Origin of the sequence: Aminobacter sp. UC22_36 (genome assembly GCF_044056035.1) — a bacterium.
Lineage (GTDB): Bacteria > Pseudomonadota > Alphaproteobacteria > Rhizobiales > Rhizobiaceae > Aminobacter.
This window is the reverse complement of sequence record NZ_CP171996.1, coordinates 2296306-2314333: the sequence shown is the minus strand read 5'-3', so window position 1 is coordinate 2314333 and position 18028 is coordinate 2296306. Positions and strand designations below refer to the sequence as shown.

The following is an 18028-nucleotide window of genomic DNA, read 5'->3' as shown; positions in this document are numbered from 1 at the left end:
CCGCAGCATGGCTCAAGCCGGGATCCGGGCAGGCCTTTCTTCGCCCTGCGCCGTCCAGTCCGCCTCCGTGAGACCGGCTGAGGCGAACGGATCGATCAGCGTGCCGGCAACGATCGAGGCCAGCAACTGCGGTGCCGGCGGCAGCTTGGCCACCGTCGCCACCAGCCGGTCACGCAGGACCGGCAGCAGCACCGAATCCGACTGGTAGAACGGCGTGAAGGCCAGCGACAGCATCTGGAACAGCCTGACATGCCGGCGCCGGGCGCGGACATAAGCCGCAAGTGCTGCATCGACGTCGCTTGCCTGCCGCAAGGCATGGGCAAGCGCGGCAGCATCCAGCAAGGCCATGTTGGCGCCCTGCCCCAGTTGCGGGCTGGTCGAATGGGCAGCATCGCCGATGACGGCAAAGCCCCGCGCCGCCGGTTGCGCCAGGGTGTGGTGGCCGTAGCGGGCCAGCGTCAGTTGGTCGAAATCCGCGATCTGGTCGAGATAGGTCTGGCATTCCGGCCAAAGCCTTGCCACCTCGGCCTTCCAGGCAGTCAGCCCTTGGCTTTGCACGGGCTCGGCATCGGCCGGCTTCAGGCTCCAGAAGAACGCCGCCATCTTGCGCCCGTCCGCCTCGGCGCGACCGATCGGCAGCACCCCGATCATCACGCTGGCGCGACGATAGCGTTGCGTCAGCGCATGCTCGTCAAAACCTGCCCCACGCCAGTCAAGCGAGGCCCAGAACGCGCCATAGGCGAGTGGCTTGGATTCCGTGGTGAAGCCCGCGTTGCGGCGCAGTGTCGAGCGCGCGCCGCTGGCGTCGATGACGAGGTCGAACGCCCCAAGGCCGCGCCCCTTGGCATCGACAAGCCGCGTTTGCTGACCGAGCTCAACCGCGTCAAGTTCGGCCTCAGTGACGATTTCGATGCCTTCACGCTGAGCAGCCCGATAGAGCACGCCGAACAAGGCGGCGCGATGCACGGCGATACCAAAGCGTCCGCCCGGTTGCGCATCGTAACGCACGTCGAGCACTGTGCGCCCGCTTTCGGCGTCAGTGCCGTGCAGCCGGTCGATCCTGCTGCCAAGCTTTGAGATTTCGTCGAACAAGCCGAGATCGTCGAGGACGGTAAGGCCCGTCGGCTGCAGGATCAGCCCCGATCCCAGCGGCTTCGGTTCGGCAAACCGTTCATAGACGGTGACGCGGTGACCGTCACGCTTGAGGTACAGTGCCGCTGCCAGCCCGGCCGGTCCGGCACCGGCGATTGCGACATGAAGTTTTCGACCGGTCATCTGCCCATCCCTCCGCAATACAGGTTCACGGATGGGCCCGCGCATTGGCAATGCTTCACATCGTCCCTGGGGCTTTGAACCAGGCCTAGATCGACACCTGCGTGCCGACCTCGACCACGCGTCCGGTCGGGATCTGGAAGTACTCGGTCGCGTCCGCCGCCGTGCGCGCCAGGCCGATGAACAGCCTGTCCTGCCACACCGGCATGCCGGAATTGGGCGACGCCTTCAGCGAACGCCGCGACAGGAAGAACGACGTCGTCATGATGTCGAATTTCCAGCCCTGCTTGCGGCAAATGGCCAGCGCCTTGGGAATGTTGGGCTGTTCCATGTAGCCGAACTTCAGCTTCACCCGCATGAACAGCTCGTTGACCTGCTCCATCTTCACGCGCTCGCTGTCTGGCACGATCGGCTGCTGCGCGGTCACCACCGACAGGATGACGTTCTGCTCATGCAGCACCTTGTAGTGCTTGAGGCTGTGCATCAGCGCCGTCGGCGCGCTGTCTGGATCGCTGGTCAGGAACACCGCCGTGCCGGGCACCAGATGCGGCTTCTTCTTGATCAGGCTGCTGGCGAGGAAGTCGAGTGGGATCTCGTTCTTGCGCGTCTTGTCGAACAGGTATCGGCTGCCGCGAACCCAGGTCCACATGACCAGCACGATGGTGAAAGCAACGGCCAGCGACGCCCAGCCACCTTCGAACACCTTGACGATGTTGGAGGCGAAGAAGCCAATGTCGATCAGGCCGAAAACCGCGATCGCGAACACAACGACGGCAACCGGCCAGCGCCAGATGCGCAGCATCACCACCGACAGCAGCAGCGTCGTCACCAGCATGTTGCCGGTCACCGAGATGCCATAGGCCGAAGCCAGCTTGCTCGATTCGCCAAAACCAACGACCAAAAGCATGACCACCAGCGCCAGCAGCAGGTTGACGCGCGGCATGTAGATCTGGCCCAGCGTCGTCTCCGAGGTGTGCTGGATCACCAGCCGCGGCAGCATGTTGAGCTGCACTGCCTGGCGCGTCAGCGAATAGGCCCCGGTGATCACCGCCTGGCTGGCGATGACCGTGGCTGCGGTTGCCAGCACCACCATCGGCACCAGCATCCAGCCCTCGTTCATCTCGAAGAACGGATGGCCGACAGTGCCGTTATGGCTGAGCACGAACGCGCCCTGGCCGACATAGTTGAGCAGCAGGCACGGAAAGACGATGCACAGCCAGGCCAGCACGATAGGCCGGCGGCCGAAATGGCCGAGATCGGCATACAACGCCTCGGCACCGGTGACGGCAAGGAAGATAGCGCCGATGGTGACGAACGACACTTCCGGCTGATTGGTGAGGAACTCGACGATGTAGATCGGGTTGACTGCCCAAAGGATTTCCGGATCGTCGGCGATATGGACGATGCCCGAATAGCCGATGGCCAGGAACCAGACCAGCGTGATCGGCCCGAACACGATCGCCACACTACCGCTGCCGAAGCGCTGCACCGAAAACAGTGCTGCCAGGATCACCAGCGTCAAAGGCACGACATAGGGCTGGAACGCAGGCGTGACGACGTTCATGCCCTCGACGGCCGAAAGCACCGAGATCGCCGGTGTGATCACCGCGTCGCCGTAAAACAGCGCCGCGCCAACCATGCCGAGCGCCAGGATGATGCCAGAACGCTTGGGCAGGCTACGCCGCGCCAGCGCCATCAGCGACAGCGTCCCGCCCTCGCCCCTGTTGTGCGCCCTGAGCACGAACATGACATATTTGATGGTGACGATGATCGTCAGCGCCCAGATGATGAGCGACAAGACACCAAGGATGTCCTCGCGCGAAGCGACCTGGCCGCCTGCCGACGCCACCAGCGCCTCGCGAAATGCGTAGATCGGGCTCGTGCCGATGTCGCCGAAGACGACGCCGAGCGCGCCGATCACAAGCAGTCTCATATCCTGCGAGTGGCCGCCCGTCTGGACCGCCTGCCCGCTTGTTCCCGCTTTGTCAGCGCCGGCATCGGTCATAAACGACTCTCCGTGAAGCCGCGGGGCTCTACGCTTGCCATGTTGCAAAAGCAACAGCTGTTTTGCGGCAGCTAATGTTCCGCCCATGCAGGCAACGCATGACTGACAGGGATATTACCACCCGCAGGCCTTGAGATAGCGCCTAATTGTACCAGCCATGCCATGCTCCAGCGCATCGGCCGTCAGCCCGTGGCCAATCGAAACTTCCGCCAGTTTCGGGATGCGCTTCATCAACAGCGGCAGATTGTCGACAACGAGGTCATGCCCGGCATTGACGGCCAAGCCCGCGGCGAGCGCCGCCTCGGCTGTTTTTTCAAGCTTTTCCAACTCCTTGGCAGCTTTTGCCGAATCATCGAAGCAAGCGCCATAAGGTCCGGTGAACAGCTCGATCCGATCAGCGCCGGTATCGCGCGCGGCACTCATCGCGGCAGGATCGGCGTCGGCAAACAGCGAAACCCGGAAGCCGCCTCTCTTCAGGCGCGCCACCGCCGGCTTGAGCAGCCTGGCTTGCCCGACGAAGTCCCAGCCATGGTCGGACGTTGCCTGCGACGGATCGTCCGGCACCAGCGTCACCTGTTCCGGCTGGTGCTTTTCGACCAGCTCGAGGAAGTCTTCACTCGGATAGCCCTCGATATTGAACTCGGCCTTGGGAAATTCGTCATCGATCAGCGCCCGTATCTCGGGCACGTCGGAGAAGCGGATATGGCGCTGGTCGGGGCGCGGATGCACCGTCAGTCCGTGCGCGCCGGCGGCAAGCGCGATGCGGCCCAGACCGGTCACGCTCGGCCAGGGCAGATCGCGCCGGTTGCGCAACATGGCGATTGCATTGACGTTTACGGACAGCTTGGCAGGCATCGGCAACTCACAGCAAGAACGACACATGCCACCTATCACGGCTTGGGCGGGAACAGAGAGCGCTTTTATGTGTTCCAGTGTCGACGCCGTTTGTGCATGACCCGACAATCGAATTCGATTGTCGGAAAGGATCATGCACAGCTTGAAGCTGCTGCAGCCAACGAGGACACGCCAATGAAATCAATGGATGCCCCGCCGCCCTTCCGGCGCATCGACACCGACAACGACGAGGTCTTCGCCTTCGAGATCGTCGGCCATTTCACCCAGGCCGACATCGAAAACGCTTATGGCCTGCTCGACGCCGCCTATGAAGGCCACGACAAGATCGACGTTCTGCTGCGCGCCAGCGGTTATGACGGCTTCGACTGGTCAGCCCTGTTCGACCCGATGACCTTCAAGGGCAAGATGAAGGCGCTGCATCATATCAGACGCTATGCGCTGGTTGGCGGCCCCGCCTGGATGGGACCGGTGGTCGGCCTGTTTGCCCCGCTCACTGCGATCGAAACGAAGCATTTCGCCGATGCCGACGAGGCCAAGGCATGGCAATGGCTTGGCGCAAGCCCGATCGAATAGGCTGTGGTCACACTCCGGTCACGGCCACGCGCCAGACAGCTGCAATCATGCCCAATATCCGCATCATCGATTCGATCACCGCCCCCGGCTCACCTTCGCGCCCGAATGAGGACAGTGCCGGTGGCAACGCCACCTGCGCCTTCGTTATCGACGGCGCCACCGGCCTCGGCGGCACCAGCATTGTTGGCCTGCACGGTTCGGACGCCGCCTGGCTCGCCCGTTTTGCCCAAAGCACCTTCGAAGAACTGGTCCGCAACGGCCGCTCGGTCACGGATGTCGTGCGCGAACTCAACCAGCGCGCCGCCAATGTCGTGCATGAGGCGGCCAACGCCTTGCCGATCGAGCCATGGAATTTGCCGATCGCCAGCTTCCAGATGGTTCGGGTCGAAGGCGATACACTCGTCACGCATGGTCTGGGCGACTGCCGGCTGTTCCTGCTCGATGCGGATGGTACGGTACTTGAAACCAGCGCCATCAAGGCCGCCTATGCCAACGAACGCGACGGCGCCCGCACGGCCATCGCTCTTTCAGGCGGCTTCGCCACCCATCAGGCGCTCGCCGACGCGCCCGTGGTGCGCGAGGAGCTGCGACGGCGCCGTGCCGCTTATAACCGCCCCGGCGGTTCTGTCTGGACGCTGGGGACTGAGCCTGCTGCTGCCGATCATCTCGTCACCGAGCAGCTTACAGCTACCGTGCCTGTAAGGGGCCTGCTGTGCTCCGACGGCTTCGCTGCCCTTGTCGACCAGTATGGCCGCTACGACATCGCTGAATTCGTCCGCGCCGCAGCGGACACCGGCCTTGCCCCGCTGTTGCAGGAGCTTCGCCACATCGAGCAGGTCGAGGACCCCGACGGCCAGCAATTCCCGCGCTTCAAGGTCTCGGACGACGCGACCGCAGTGCTTTTCGAGATCGTGGTCTGACGGCGAGCAAGCCCACCGGGTTTCAGGTCAGGCCAGCTGAAACGCTCAGCGTACGATGGTCAGGCGCTCGGCCGCGCGCGTGATCGCCGTATAAAGCCAGCGCTGGCGCGTATCCTTGAACGCCCAGCTCTCGTCGAACAGCACGACATTGTTCCACTGCGAACCCTGCGCCTTGTGCACCGTCAGCGCGTAGCCATAGTCGAAATCGTCGTAGCGCTTCTTGGTCCCCCACGGGATTTCTTCGTCGGGGCTTTCGAACACCTGCTTCAGCAGCTTGATCTTGGCGACGCCGCGATCAGGATCGTCCTCTTCCGGCGAGACCAGCAGATTGATGCCGGGCTTCACCGTCTCGCGCGACGAGGTCATCACTTTCCACAACGAGCCGTTGAGCAGGCCCTTGGCCGGATCGTTGCGCAGGCACACCAGCTTGTCGCCGGCCTGCGGATAACCCGCCGTGAAGCCCTTGAGCTCACGCAGCCGCTGATTGTAGCGCTTGCGCGTCCGGTTGGTGCCGACAAGCACCTGGTCAGCGTCGAGCACCAGGTCCTGATTGACGTCTTCCTTGCCGATCACCTGGGCCGTGCCATAGTCGCCGCGCATGAACTCGCGCCCCTCGCGCACGTCGAGCGCCAGCCTCAGGATCGGGTTGTCGCGCGCCTGGCGGTGGATCTCGGTCAACAGGAAATCCGGCTCGTGCTCGGTGAAGAAACCGCCGCCCGAAATCGGCGGCAACTGAGCCGGGTCGCCCAGCACCAGCACTGGCGTGCCAAAGGTCAACAGATCGCGGCCGAGTTGTTCGTCAACCATCGAGCATTCGTCGATGACGACCAGCTTGGCCTTGGCGATCGGGCTCTGGCGATTGAGCGAAAAGGTCGGCGACATCGAGGTCTTGCCGGTCGTCTCGTCGGCAATCGCCTCTTCGCCCTTTGGCCGGTAGATCAGCGAATGGATGGTGCGGGCGTTGGTCGCGCCCTTCGAGCGCAGCACTTGCGCTGCCTTGCCGGTGAAGGCGGCGAACTGCACCTGGCCATCGACATGCTCGGCGAAATAGCGCGCAAGCGTCGTCTTGCCGGTGCCGGCATAACCGAACAGCCGGAAAAGCTGCGGCTTTCCGGATTTGAGCCAGCGCGCCACGGCCTGCAGCGCATCGTCCTGCTGAGGAGAGAATTCCATGCGGTTGACTGACAGGATTCGGCTGCGAAGGGCAAGGGATTTGGGTTAACAGGAGCTTGCCAACTGCCAGCTTGCCCAGCTTCGTGATTGGGTGTGCTGGTTTCGCGACCCTCTCGTGCCTTTAGACCTGTCAAAGGAACTTTCCGTGCCGTCTGATTTTGAGATTGCGCAAATTCGCCAGCTGGTTCAGCGCGACGATGCCCAGGCAGTCCGCGACCTGTACGACAGTGCCGCCGATTTTGTGGCGATGGAAACGGGTCTGGTGCCGAATGACGAGACAGTTGCCGAATTCTTCGCCGATTGCCCGCCCGGTGCCGATGTCGCGAAATCGCAAAAGCTTGGGCTGTTCCAGCCCGACGGCCTGCTCGTCGCGATTTCCGACCTGGCCTTTGGATACCCCGAAGCTGACGATGCCTATATCGGGCTGCTGCTGATAGCCGCAAACAGCCGCGGAATGGGCCTTGGTCGCATTTTTGTCGAACACATGACGAGCATCGCGCGAACACGGCAGGCAAGACGGCTTCTGATCGCGGTGCTGGATGAAAACACACGTGGCCGCGCCTTTTGGCAGCGCGAGGGTTTTCGTCTGCTCGCAAGCATTCCCGATTTCAAGCTCGGTGAAAAAACGCATCTTGTGCACAGGATGGAACGGCAACTCTAAGTAACGAGCTCGATCCCCCCTCCAGCAAGATCGGCTGGCCATGCGGCGTTGCCTGCGGCTGCGAGTCCGAGGTCATCACATTGACCTCGTCCTATCGGCAAAGCCCTTTTCCGCCATCCGTCGCCGGCCTCGTGATGGATTGACGTCCGCGCGGACCGAAGGCATGACCGCGCAACAAGCGACGGTGTCCTATGTCTGCCTATTTGCTCGCAATATTCGATTTCGACGGAACGCTGGCCGACAGCTTTCCCTGGTTCTGCTCAACACTCAATCAAACCGCGCGGCAGTTCGGCTTTCGAGAGGCTTCGCCGAGCGAGATCGACGAATTGCGTGCTCTTGGAACCCGCGAGATCGTTGCCCGCCTGGGCGTTCCAATGTGGAAGATACCAGCCATCGCAATGCATATGCGCAAGCTCAGCGCACAGGCCCGCGAAGCAGTCCCGCTATTCCCTGGCGTCGAACCGATGTTCGCTGCCTTGGCCGGGCGCGACATCGCGATCGCCATTGTCAGCTCCAATGGCGAGGACACCATTCGCCGCACACTTGGGCCAGCCGCGGCCCATGTCAGCCACTTCGCTTGTGGGGCGTCCCTTTGGGGCAAGAATGCCAAATTCAGGTCTGTCATCAAGCACCTCGGAATCGACAAACGGCGTGTCATCGCCATCGGCGACGAGGTCCGTGACATCGAGGCGGCTCGAAGTGCCGGAATTGCGGCTGGAGTCGTCACCTTCGGCTACAATACGGGCGCTTCATTGCGCGCCAGGGGGCCGGATCTGGTTTTTGACAACTACCGCGAGTTGCTGGTCGGACTGACGGAATGACGTCGTTCGGATCAAGGCTAGCGGCGGCCTGCTTCCGGATCGTTCTCCAGCAGGATCGCCTTGCCGTGCGGCGTCGCATGCGCGGCACGCTGCCAGGCGGCAACAACCGCATCGACCTCATCGCGCCCGGCAAAGCCCTTCTCGGCCAGCAGCCGTTCGAGTGCCGCAAGCCAACGCTCGTAGTAGTCACTGCCGTCGGGCGCCGCTTCCGGCCGCTTCACCTCGGCTGACAACCGCTCGGCCCATTCCGCCCAGGTGAACAGGCCGCGCTCATGCAACGCCACCACCATGGCGAAGGCCTCGGCCTGCCACGGCTCCGAGAACACCGGCTCGTCCATCCCGGCGGGCACGTCAGGCCGGCTCAAGATAGCTCTCCCAGGCATCGATACTGACCTCGAGCGCCGGGTCCGCGCCCTCGCCCCACAATTCACCAGCGGAGAACACCACCGTGTAAACCCATTGTGGGTTTTCGCCCTGGCCATGTGCATTGCTGTCGGGAAAGACAAAACCTTGGCGCACCGCGTCGATGATACCCTCCTTGCCGCGAGCATAACGCGGCAGCCGCGTATGGCCGGTGGGGTGGACGTTTCTCGTCCGCACATGTTGACCGACGGCGAAGCGGGCCGGCGCGGCAACCGGCCTGTCGCATGGCCCGCCCTTGGCCAGCACCGCCGGCACGTTTTCAGCTTTCAGCACCCGCTTCGGTTCGGCTGCCGAATCGACGGCGTCGCCCGCCGCGAGATCTCTCGCGGTGACAAAGTTGTGCCGCTCAAGCAGCATCTCCAGTGCCTTGATCCAGATCTCGTAGTAGCTCGACGCATAGTAATCGGCCGGGTGCAGGCTCTCGCGTGCATGCCGGCTTTCGTCGATGTTCCAGCCACCCATTGCCCCCGAGCATAACGTCACGCCAAGCGCACGCTTCTCCCACTCGCCGTGGAAATAAGGCTCGTCCTTCTCCGGCGCGACCGGGCCGAACCCCATCTGGCCGCCAAGATCATGCGGGCCGTTCATGCCGCCTCCCTGGCAAGGCCTGTACCGATCATCGAATCGCGCGTCACAAGGTCGGTGAGCCGCTCCTCGCTCCATCCGTCGGTGCCCTGTGGCCGCTGCGGCACGACGAGGTAGCGCAGCTCGGCCGTCGAATCCCAGACCCTGATCTTCTTGTCCTTAGGTAGCACCAGCCCGAACTCTTGCAGCACGCCGCGCGGATCGATCACCGCGCGCGAACGATATGGCGGAGCCTTATACCAGACAGGTGGCAAGCCAAGCACCGACCACGGGTAACAGGAGCACAAGGTGCAGACGACGAGATTGTGCGTCTCGTCGGTGTTGAACACGACCTGCATGTGCTCGCCCTGGCGACCGGTGAAGCCGAGCGAGGCGATCGCTGCCGTGGCATCGCGTTTCAGCCAGTCGGCGAATGCAGGATCGCTCCACGCTTTCGCCACCACGGCAGCGCCGTTGCGCGGCCCGATCTTGGTCTCGTAGGTGTCGACGATGACATCGATCGCTGCCGGGTCGATCAGCCCCTTGCGGGTCAGGATCGTTTCCAGCGCCCTCACCCGCGCCGCCATGGGGTCGAGTTCGTTGTCGTGATGGTGGTCGTGGGGATGATCGTGCGACATGGTGCAAGGCTATGTCCGTCAACTCGACCGCGCAAGCCACGGGCCTTGGGCCAGGCGGCATTTGCGCCACAACCCACACGCTGGCTATCGTCGCGGCATGCGGGTTCTGATTCTCGGCGGCAATGGCTTTATCGGCACGGCGGTGGCTAGGTCGCTTTCCACGCGCGGGCTTTCGGTTGTGGCGCTGGCGCGCGACACAACAATCGCTGCGCGCCGCTATCCCGACATCGCCTGGGTCAAGGCCGATATCGCCGGCCTGTCGCGGCCGGATGACTGGCGCTCCCTGCTGTCGGGCATCGACGCCGTGGTCAATTGCGCCGGCGCGTTGCAGGACGGTCCGCGTGACGACGTCGCCGCCGTTCAGTTCAGCGCCATGAGCGCGCTGTACCGGGCCGCCAGCTCATCGCTGCGCATGTTCGTCCAGATTTCGGCGCGCACTGATGGCGCGGCCGGCGAAAACCTATTTTTCGCCACCAAAAGGCAGGCCGACGCAGCACTGCGGGATTCCGGCCAGCCCTTCGTCATCCTCCGCCCTGCCGTGGTCATCGGCCGCACGGCTCATGGCGGTTCGGCATTGCTGCGCGCGCTGGCGGCATTTCCGCTCGTCACCCCGCTGGTCTTTGGTGAGAGCCAGATGCAGTTCGTTTCGCTCGACGATGTCGCCGACACCGTGTTCGACGCTTTATCAGGCAACATCCCCGCCGGCAGCGATCTCGACCTCGCCGTCCCGCAAACGCTGTCGCTTGCCGCCGCCGTCGCCATCCACCGCCAATGGCTGGGCCTTGCACCGACGCCCGTGCTTGCCCTCCCCGGTATCCTTGCCCGCCTCACCTCGGGTGCTGCCGATCTTTTTGGCCGGCTCGGCTGGCGCTCGCCATTGCGCTCGACCGCACTGGAAGTCGCGGCCGGCGGGGTCACGGGCCATGCGACCGGCTCTGGCCGAAGCTTGCGTTCCCTCGACGAAACGCTGGCCGCATATCCCGCCGGCGTGCAGGACCTCTGGTTCGCCCGGCTCTATCTGCTCAAGCCGCTGGTGTTTGCAACGCTTTGCCTGTTCTGGCTGCTGTCGGGCACCGTGGCGCTGCTGCGCTTCGACGCCTCGGCGGCGCATCTTGTCGCCGCCGGCACACCCAAGGCCCTCGCCACTTCTATCACCCTTGTCACCGGCCTTGCCGACATTGCCCTGGGCCTCGGCGTTGCCACGCGCCGTTATGCCAGACCGGCGCTGAACGGCATGGTCGCCCTGTCCATCGCTTATCTGGCTGCCGCGACCGTTCTGTCGCCAAGTCTGTGGGCGGATCCGCTCGGCCCATTGGTCAAGGTCCTGCCGTCGATTGTGCTTGCATTGGTGGCTCTTGCAATTCTGGACGAGCGTTGAGCCGTGGAAGAGCTTCTCCGCCTCGCCCATGTCCTTGGCGCCGCCGTGCTATTCGGCACCGGTGCCGGCATCGCCTTCTTCATGGTCATGGCGCATCGCACCCGCGATCCCGCGACAATTGCCCATGTCGCCGGCACGGTGGTCATCGCCGACACGGTCTTCACCGCCACCGCGGTCATCCTGCAGCCGATATCAGGCGCCTGGTTGGCATACGAGGTTGGCTGGCCGCTCACCGAGCGCTGGATCGTCCTGTCACTCGCACTCTATGTGCTGACCGGCCTGTTCTGGCTGCCGGTCGTGTTTATCCAGATCAAGCTGCGCAATCTCGCCCGCTCCGCCGCCGCCACCGGCAAGGCCTTGCCGGCGCGCTATTTCAGGCTCTACCGCATCTGGTTCATCTGCGGTTTCCCGGCCTTCTTCAGCGTCATTGCCATCTTCTGGCTGATGCTGACGCGGCCGGCGATCGAGCTGTTCTGACTATTTCAGCATTGGCCACAGCGTCGCCGCCAAAAGCACGCCCATGGCGATGTTGAACCATTTCAGCCGCACCGGATCGGCGAGAAAGCCGCGCAGCGCCATGCCGAAGCCGGCCCAGGTCGACACGCTTGGCAGGTTCACCAGGGCAAAGGCGCCCGAGATGATCAGCACCGACAGGAACGGCGCTTCGGTGCTGGTGTAAAGCGCCATCGCAGTGACCGCCATCACCCAGGCCTTCGGATTGATCCACTGGAAGGCGGACGCCTCGAGAAAGCTCATCGGCCGCGCCTTCGCATCCCCGTCCTTGCCGAGCGAGCGCGACATGCCGATGCGCCAGGCGAGATAGAGCAGATAGGCCCCGCCCGTGATCTTGAGCACCAAATGCAGCCCCGGAAACGCCGTCAGCACCGCGCCCAGCCCGAAGCCGACCCCAAGCAGCAACGACAGGAAGCCAAAACCGATGCCGAGCATATGCGGGATGGTTTTGACGAAGCCGAAATTCACGCCCGAGGCCAGCAGCATGAAATTGTTCGGCCCTGGCGTGATCGAGGTCACGAACGCATAGACCAGCAATGCGAGGAATGCGTCGTAACTCACCGTTCCAACCCTCTAATTTATTATGTCAGCATAACTGACCTTATGTCGGCATATCAGCAACGTCCACTTTACCCAGGCCGCTGGGCCAGCGAAGGCATGGATTGCCTTGTTTTGCCGTTTGTACGCCGGTGCGTCCCTCAATCGCCGCCGCCGCAACCGCCACCGTCTCCGCCGTCGCTACTGCTGCCACCGCCGCCGCAGCCACCGCTATCGCTGGCCCCAGACCTGCGCCGGCGCCAACGCCTGATCGGCAGAAGCGACGCCGCGGCGATGAGGCCTGCCACGCAGAGGCCCACGCCTATCTCTTTTCCGATCAGCCCAAGGCTCCAGAGCAGCGAGACCCCGATGACGACCAGGATCAAGGCGATCCCGAAGACGATCTCCGCCGCTGGCAAGACTGCGGATCCTGGTCCGAGCGCCCCGGTCACGACAGCCAGCTCCCTGGCGTCCACACCAGGCCACACGGCAGCAACTGGGGCCTCGCCAAACTCCTCGGACAGCAATTCAAGGGTCCGGGCGTAGGCATCGCGCAGGGCTCCCTGGCTCTCGCTCGCCCCTCGGCTCGGATAGTGATGAACCTCCTGCCCCAACGTCTCGTCGCAGAAGCGCTTCCAGTAGTCCTTGGTGTAGGTCAGGTGCAGGTGCCAGACCTTGTCAATGTCGGGCGACGGACTGAGCACGTCGTCCGAAATACAGACCAGGTAGATGAAGCGCCTGTATTGATCGATCGCCGCCTTCGCACGCCCCGGAGTCCAGCCATTTTCCCGGGCCAACCGCACCGAGAACGGAGCTTCGGCTTGCGGATCGTCGAAGTCGTAACTGGCAATCTTGTTCCAGAGGTTTGGGTCGGTCAGGTCGTTCATCTTGAGGCCGGGGAATTGAGCTTGAACGCCCGGAAACTACACCGCCCGGACGTTCTTGCAATCACCTCAACCCAGGATGCCGGCGACGGCCCCGCCACAACGACGGCGAGGCCAGGGAGCCGTGTCCTGTCCTCACATCCCCTGCGGGCCACGGTTCATCGCCGCCACGCCAGTGCGGCAGACTTCGACGAGGCCGAGCGGCTTCATGATGGCGATGAACTGCTCGATCTTCGACACCTTGCCGGTCAGCTCGAAGATGAAGTGTTCGGTGTTGGCGTCGATCACCTTGGCGCGGAAGGCGTCGGCCAGGCGCAGCGCCTCGACGCGGGCGTCGCCGGTGCCCGAAACCTTGACCAGCGCCAGCTCGCGCTCCAGCGCACCACCGGTGCCCAGTTCCTGCGCCGTCACGGTCAGGTCGACGACGCGATGCACCGGCACGATGCGCTCGAGCTGGTGCTTGATCTGCTCGAGCACATGCGGTGTGCCGCGCGTCACGATGGTGATGCGCGACAGATGCTTCTCGTGCTCGGTTTCCGAGACGGTCAGGCTTTCGATGTTGTAGCCGCGGCCGGAAAACAGGCCGATGACGCGGGCAAGCACGCCCGGCTCGTTGTCGACCAGCACCGATAGCGTGTGGTTTTCCGGCTTTTCGGTTTCCTTGGCGATGAAATAGGCCGAACCGGTGGGCTGTAGCTGTGCGTTCATAAGATGAATCTCGATCTCAGGCGATTGCGCCAACTCGTTGATTGTGCGGCCTTGCATGAAGGCCGCACGCGGTTCGGTCAGACCAGTTCACGGCCCTTGGCGTCGATGGCGTTGGCCACCGCCTCGTCGGTCGCTTCATCAGGCAGCAGCATCTCATTATGCGCCTTGCCCGACGGGATCATCGGGAAGCAGTTGGCGAGGGTTGCCACGCGGCAGTCGAAGATCACCGGCTTCTTCACCGAAATCATCTCCTTGATCGCGTCGTCGAGCTCGTCGGGCTTGTCGCAGCGAATGCCATGGCCGCCATAGGCTTCCGCCAGCTTGACGAAGTCGGGCATCGCTTCGGTGTAGGAATGCGACAGCCGGTTGCCATGCAGCAGCTGCTGCCACTGGCGCACCATGCCCATATACTGGTTGTTCAGGATGAAGACCTTGATCGGCGCGTCATACTGCACAGCACAGCTCATCTCCTGGATGCACATCTGCACCGAGGCGTCGCCTGCGATGTCGATGACCAGCGATTCAGGATGCGCGATCTGCACGCCCAGCGCCGCCGGCAGGCCGTAGCCCATCGTGCCGAGGCCACCTGAGGTCATCCAGCGGTTTGGCTTCTCGAAACCGTAATGCTGCGCCGCCCACATCTGGTGCTGGCCGACCTCTGTCGTGATGTAGGTGTCGAGATGTTTGGTCAGCTCATACAGGCGCTGCACCGCATATTGCGGCATGATCACGTCGCTGTTGTGCTTGTAGGCGAAGCTGTCGCGCGCGCGCCGACTTGGCGATCTGCTCCCACCATGGGTACAGCGTCTTCTTGTCGGCCTTGGCGGTCGCCCGCCACAACCGAACCATGTCTTCGAGCACACGGCCGACATCGCCGAGGATCGGCACGTCGGCGCGCACGTTCTTGTTGATCGACGACGGGTCGATGTCGATGTGGATCTTCTTGGAGTTGGGCGAAAACGCATTGAGGCGACCGGTGATACGGTCGTCGAAGCGTGCGCCGATGCAGATCATGACGTCGCAGTCATGCATCGCCATGTTGGCTTCATAGCTGCCGTGCATGCCCAGCATGCCGAGCCAGTTCTTGCCCGATTTCGGATAGGCACCCAGGCCCATCAGCGTCGAGGTGATCGGAAAACCGGTGAGATCGACAAGCTCGCGCAGCAGATGGCTGGCCTCGGGGCCGGAATTGACCACGCCGCCACCCGAATAGATGACCGGCCGCTTGGCCTCGGCCATCAGCGCGACGGCTTCCTTGACCTTCTCCAGGTCGCCCTGGACCTTGGGCTGATAGGAGGTGCGCGGTGCTGTCTGCGGCGGCGTGTAGATGCCCCGCGCGAACTGCACGTCCTTGGGGATGTCGACAACCACCGGGCCCGGACGGCCGGTGGTGGCGACATGGAACGCCTCATGGATGATGCGGGCAAGATCGTTGACGTCCTTCACCAGCCAGTTGTGCTTGGTGCAGGGACGGGTGATGCCGACGGTGTCGCATTCCTGGAAAGCATCCGAGCCAATCAGCGAGGTCGGCACCTGGCCGGTGATGCACACCAGCGGGATCGAATCCATCAGCGCATCCTGCAAGGGCGTCACCGCATTGGTGGCACCCGGCCCCGACGTCACCAGCATCACGCCGGCCTTGCCGGTCGAACGCGCGTAACCTTCGGCGGCATGGCCCGCGCCCTGCTCGTGGCGCACCAGAATGTGCTGGACGTCGTCCTGCTGGAACAACTCGTCATAGATCGGAAGGACGGCGCCGCCGGGATAGCCGAAGAGATGCTTGACGCCATTGTCCTTCAGCGCCTGCACCACCATCTCGGCGCCGGTCATTTCGCGTCGTCCGCTGTCACTATGTCCGCTCATCGGTCCGTCCCGTCTTTCCTTCGCCGTTCTCGGCGGTTGCTGCTCGTTTAGTCCTGTTTCGGGCAATAAAAAAGGCCCCCGAGGGAGCCTTCACATTCGCGCATGGGGGATTTCGCCCGACGGTTACACCGTCTTGCCCATGCGCGATCCTACTACGAGAATGAGTGTCGTATTCATGGGCGCGGACGTTAGTGCGCGAGACGGCGCGCTGTCAACCGGGCGGCGGCAAATTTTCCGCAACGTCAGGCAGCGGGCAAAAAGCGCCAATTCGATCGTTGCGCTTAACCATCGCTACACCATCCACCATCACGCGACCTTAACGGCATTGGGCTATTGTCTGGTCAGAACTAGGGGATTTACTGCGATGTACTTCGAACGTCAGGCCGAAGGCGGCGAAACCACCTCGCAGGAGCGGCGCGACCCCAAGCAGGACGACGCCCGCATCCTTGGCCATGTCGTTCAATGCGACGGTGCCCGCGCGGTCATCAGCGCCTATGCCGAAGGCGGCATCGCGGATGCGAGCGGTCTGTGGACCGTCGGTCGCATGATCTGCATCAACCTCGGCGAAACCCGCACGATCGGCCTTGTCTACTCCATCGCCAAGTCCGACCGATCCTGGAGCAGCGAGGGCGACAACCCCATCGAGGTCAATGTCGAGCTGATCGGCGAGGTCCGCGATGCAGGCCCCGACAGCCACCCGGTGTTCGACCGCGGCATCACCGCTTATCCCTATATCGGCGCTGTCGCCCATCGCATCCGCAGTCGCGACCTGCAGGCGGTCTACGATCTTGCCGGCCGCCGCACCGTCACTATTGGCCAACTGTCGCAGGACGATACCATCGACGCCTGCATCGCCATCGACGAGACACTCGCCCGCCACTTCGCTGTCGTCGGCACCACCGGCGTCGGCAAGTCGACCGCCGTCTCGCTGTTGCTGCGCAAGGCGATCGCCGCCCGCCCCGACCTGCGCGTGCTGATCATGGACCCGCACAACGAATTCGCGGCGTCGCTGCCTGAATATTGCGTCAAGGTCGACTCCAACACGCTCGACCTGCCGTTCTGGCTGTTTCGCCTCGAGGAATTCGCCGAGGTGCTGTTTCGCGGCCGCGAGACCGACGCCGACGAGATCGACGTGCTGCGCGACCTCATCCCGGCCGCCAAGAACCTCTACCGCAGCCCGCAAGGCGGCGCCTTCCTGCGCCGTGGCGTCGACGCGCTGACCGCCGACACGCCGGTGCCTTACCGCATGGCCGACCTGATCAAGCAGATCGACGAACGCATGGGCCTGCTCGAATCGAAGAACGAACGGCCGATCCTGAAGTCGCTCAGGACACGCATCGAGTCGGCACTTGCCGATCCGCGCTACCGCTTCATGTTCCATTCCAGGCTGATCGAAGACACCATCCACGAAACCATCGGCAACATCTTCCGCGTGCCGACGCTGGGCCGCCCGGTCACTTGCTTCGAGATGGCCGGCATGCCCTCGGAAGTGGTCAATTCGGTCTGCTCGGTGCTCGCCCGCCTCGCCTTCGACCTCGCTTTGTGGAGCGAAGGCCGCCTCAAGCTGCTTTTGCTGTGCGAGGAAGCCCACCGCTACATGCCGGCCGACCATCGGCTCGGCTTCGCGCCGACCCGGCACGCGCTGTCGCGGATCGCCAAGGAAGGCCGCAAATATGGCTGCTATCTCGGCGTCGTCACCCAGCGCCCGGGCGAGCTCGACCCGACCATCCTGTCGCAATGCTCGACGGTCTTCGCCATGCGCCTCGCCAATGAGCAGGACCAGGCGATCATTCGCTCGGCCATCGCCGACTCCTCGGCCTCGACGCTTTCATTCCTGTCGTCGATGGGCCAGCGCGAGGCCATCGCCTTTGGCGAAGGTGTCGCCACCACCATGCGGCTGAAATTCGAAAAGCTGTCGGACGAACTCATCCCCGGCACCGGCAAGCGGGCCACCGAAGCACCGACCGGCAATGGCGACGACGTCGATCTGGTCGCCGTGGTCGAGCGCCTGCGCAACGTACCCAAGCCGCAGGCCGCCGCCCTCGGCTTTGCCGAGATCGTCGACGCCCAGCGCCAAGCCGGCGACACGGACTACCGCAAGCCACCGGCCAAGCCGCAGCCCGACGACGATTTCGACACCCGCTTTGGCCTGCGCCCGTCGACCTTCGGTGGTCGCCCACCGCAGGGCTGAACAGGTTCACAGCCGGAGTTGGCCAGGTCAGATCGAGCCGAAAATGCAA

At 63.5% G+C, this 18028-nt stretch carries 17 protein-coding genes and 1 pseudogene; 7 read left to right on the top strand and 11 right to left on the bottom strand.

Features of this window, described 5'->3' with window-relative positions; genetic code table 11:
* Nucleotides 1-12: 12 nt before the first annotated feature.
* From ACHMW7_RS14500 to ACHMW7_RS14490, 3 genes are all read right to left on the bottom strand, one after another.
* On the bottom strand, nt 13-1275 hold the full coding sequence (locus tag ACHMW7_RS14500; protein WP_395450895.1) for an FAD-dependent oxidoreductase: 1263 nt from the start codon (nt 1273-1275) through the stop codon (nt 13-15).
* A gap of 85 nt (nt 1276-1360) precedes the next feature.
* A complete protein-coding gene (locus tag ACHMW7_RS14495) occupies nt 1361-3277 on the bottom strand; it encodes a potassium transporter Kup (protein ID WP_395450894.1) in 1917 nt (638 codons plus the stop codon).
* A gap of 114 nt (nt 3278-3391) precedes the next feature.
* Nucleotides 3392-4132 carry a pyridoxine 5'-phosphate synthase gene (locus ACHMW7_RS14490; RefSeq protein WP_395451329.1) on the bottom strand — a complete coding sequence of 247 codons (741 nt, stop codon included), beginning with the start codon at nt 4130-4132 and terminating at the stop codon, nt 3392-3394.
* A 174-nt stretch (nt 4133-4306) separates the two neighbouring features.
* On the opposite strand from ACHMW7_RS14490, the gene ACHMW7_RS14485 reads away from it, so the two are divergent.
* Together ACHMW7_RS14485 and ACHMW7_RS14480 are read left to right on the top strand one after the other, a co-directional pair.
* Nucleotides 4307-4705, top strand: a complete 399-nt coding sequence (locus ACHMW7_RS14485; RefSeq protein ID WP_395450893.1) for an STAS/SEC14 domain-containing protein — start codon at nt 4307-4309, stop codon at nt 4703-4705.
* Nucleotides 4706-4752: 47 nt separating this feature from the next.
* Entirely contained in the window at nt 4753-5625 is an 873-nt protein-coding gene (locus ACHMW7_RS14480) for a hypothetical protein (RefSeq protein ID WP_395450892.1), read from the top strand.
* Between the two features lie 45 nt (nt 5626-5670).
* On the opposite strand, the gene ACHMW7_RS14475 is transcribed toward ACHMW7_RS14480, so the two are convergent.
* Nucleotides 5671-6798: an ATP-dependent RecD-like DNA helicase gene (locus ACHMW7_RS14475; RefSeq protein ID WP_395450891.1), complete on the bottom strand. Its 1128-nt coding sequence runs from the start codon at nt 6796-6798 to the stop codon at nt 5671-5673.
* 115 nt (nt 6799-6913) lie between these two features.
* Between ACHMW7_RS14475 and ACHMW7_RS14470 the strand changes: the two genes are divergently transcribed.
* Nucleotides 6914-7459, top strand: a complete 546-nt coding sequence (locus tag ACHMW7_RS14470) for a GNAT family N-acetyltransferase (protein ID WP_395450890.1) — start codon at nt 6914-6916, stop codon at nt 7457-7459.
* A 191-nt stretch (nt 7460-7650) separates the two neighbouring features.
* Nucleotides 7651-8280: an HAD hydrolase-like protein gene (locus tag ACHMW7_RS14465; protein WP_395450889.1), complete on the top strand. Its 630-nt coding sequence runs from the start codon at nt 7651-7653 to the stop codon at nt 8278-8280.
* 17 nt (nt 8281-8297) lie between these two features.
* Here the strand turns inward: ACHMW7_RS14465 and ACHMW7_RS14460 are convergent, their stop codons facing one another.
* Genes ACHMW7_RS14460 through nthA form a run of 3 tightly spaced genes read right to left on the bottom strand, consistent with a single transcriptional unit; the run spans nt 8298 to nt 9905 of the window.
* The gene (locus ACHMW7_RS14460; protein WP_395450888.1) at nt 8298-8663 is read right to left on the bottom strand and encodes a nitrile hydratase accessory protein; all 366 of its coding nucleotides are present in this window, start codon (nt 8661-8663) and stop codon (nt 8298-8300) included.
* Complete coding sequence (gene nthB / locus ACHMW7_RS14455) at nt 8632-9291, bottom strand: nitrile hydratase subunit beta (RefSeq protein ID WP_395450887.1); 660 nt, start codon at nt 9289-9291, stop codon at nt 8632-8634. The genes ACHMW7_RS14460 and nthB overlap by 32 nt, the downstream gene beginning before the upstream one ends.
* A complete protein-coding gene (nthA, locus tag ACHMW7_RS14450; RefSeq protein ID WP_395450886.1) occupies nt 9288-9905 on the bottom strand; it encodes a nitrile hydratase subunit alpha in 618 nt (205 codons plus the stop codon). Before nthA ends, nthB begins: the two co-directional genes overlap by 4 nt.
* Nucleotides 9906-10002: 97 nt before the next feature.
* Between nthA and ACHMW7_RS14445 the strand changes: the two genes are divergently transcribed.
* Both ACHMW7_RS14445 and ACHMW7_RS14440 read left to right on the top strand, forming a co-directional pair.
* The gene (locus tag ACHMW7_RS14445) at nt 10003-11283 is read left to right on the top strand and encodes an SDR family oxidoreductase (protein WP_395450885.1); all 1281 of its coding nucleotides are present in this window, start codon (nt 10003-10005) and stop codon (nt 11281-11283) included.
* A 3-nt stretch (nt 11284-11286) separates the two neighbouring features.
* Complete coding sequence (locus ACHMW7_RS14440; RefSeq protein ID WP_395450884.1) at nt 11287-11760, top strand: DUF2269 family protein; 474 nt, start codon at nt 11287-11289, stop codon at nt 11758-11760.
* On the opposite strand, the gene ACHMW7_RS14435 is transcribed toward ACHMW7_RS14440, so the two are convergent.
* The 4 genes and pseudogenes from ACHMW7_RS14435 to ACHMW7_RS14420 all read right to left on the bottom strand — a co-directional run bounded on the left by ACHMW7_RS14435 (nt 11761) and on the right by ACHMW7_RS14420 (nt 15755).
* Nucleotides 11761-12357: a LysE family translocator gene (locus ACHMW7_RS14435; protein ID WP_395450883.1), complete on the bottom strand. Its 597-nt coding sequence runs from the start codon at nt 12355-12357 to the stop codon at nt 11761-11763.
* 137 nt (nt 12358-12494) lie between these two features.
* Nucleotides 12495-13220, bottom strand: coding sequence for a glycine-rich domain-containing protein (locus tag ACHMW7_RS14430; RefSeq protein ID WP_395450882.1), 726 nt, complete (start codon nt 13218-13220; stop codon nt 12495-12497).
* 132 nt (nt 13221-13352) lie between these two features.
* On the bottom strand, nt 13353-13925 hold the full coding sequence (gene ilvN, locus ACHMW7_RS14425; protein WP_115731472.1) for an acetolactate synthase small subunit: 573 nt from the start codon (nt 13923-13925) through the stop codon (nt 13353-13355).
* A gap of 77 nt (nt 13926-14002) precedes the next feature.
* Nucleotides 14003-15755: pseudogene (locus ACHMW7_RS14420) on the bottom strand (acetolactate synthase 3 large subunit).
* Between the two features lie 397 nt (nt 15756-16152).
* Here ACHMW7_RS14420 and ACHMW7_RS14415 point away from each other — a divergent pair.
* A complete protein-coding gene (locus ACHMW7_RS14415) occupies nt 16153-17979 on the top strand; it encodes an ATP-binding protein (protein ID WP_395450881.1) in 1827 nt (608 codons plus the stop codon).
* Nucleotides 17980-18028: the final 49 nt, after the last annotated feature.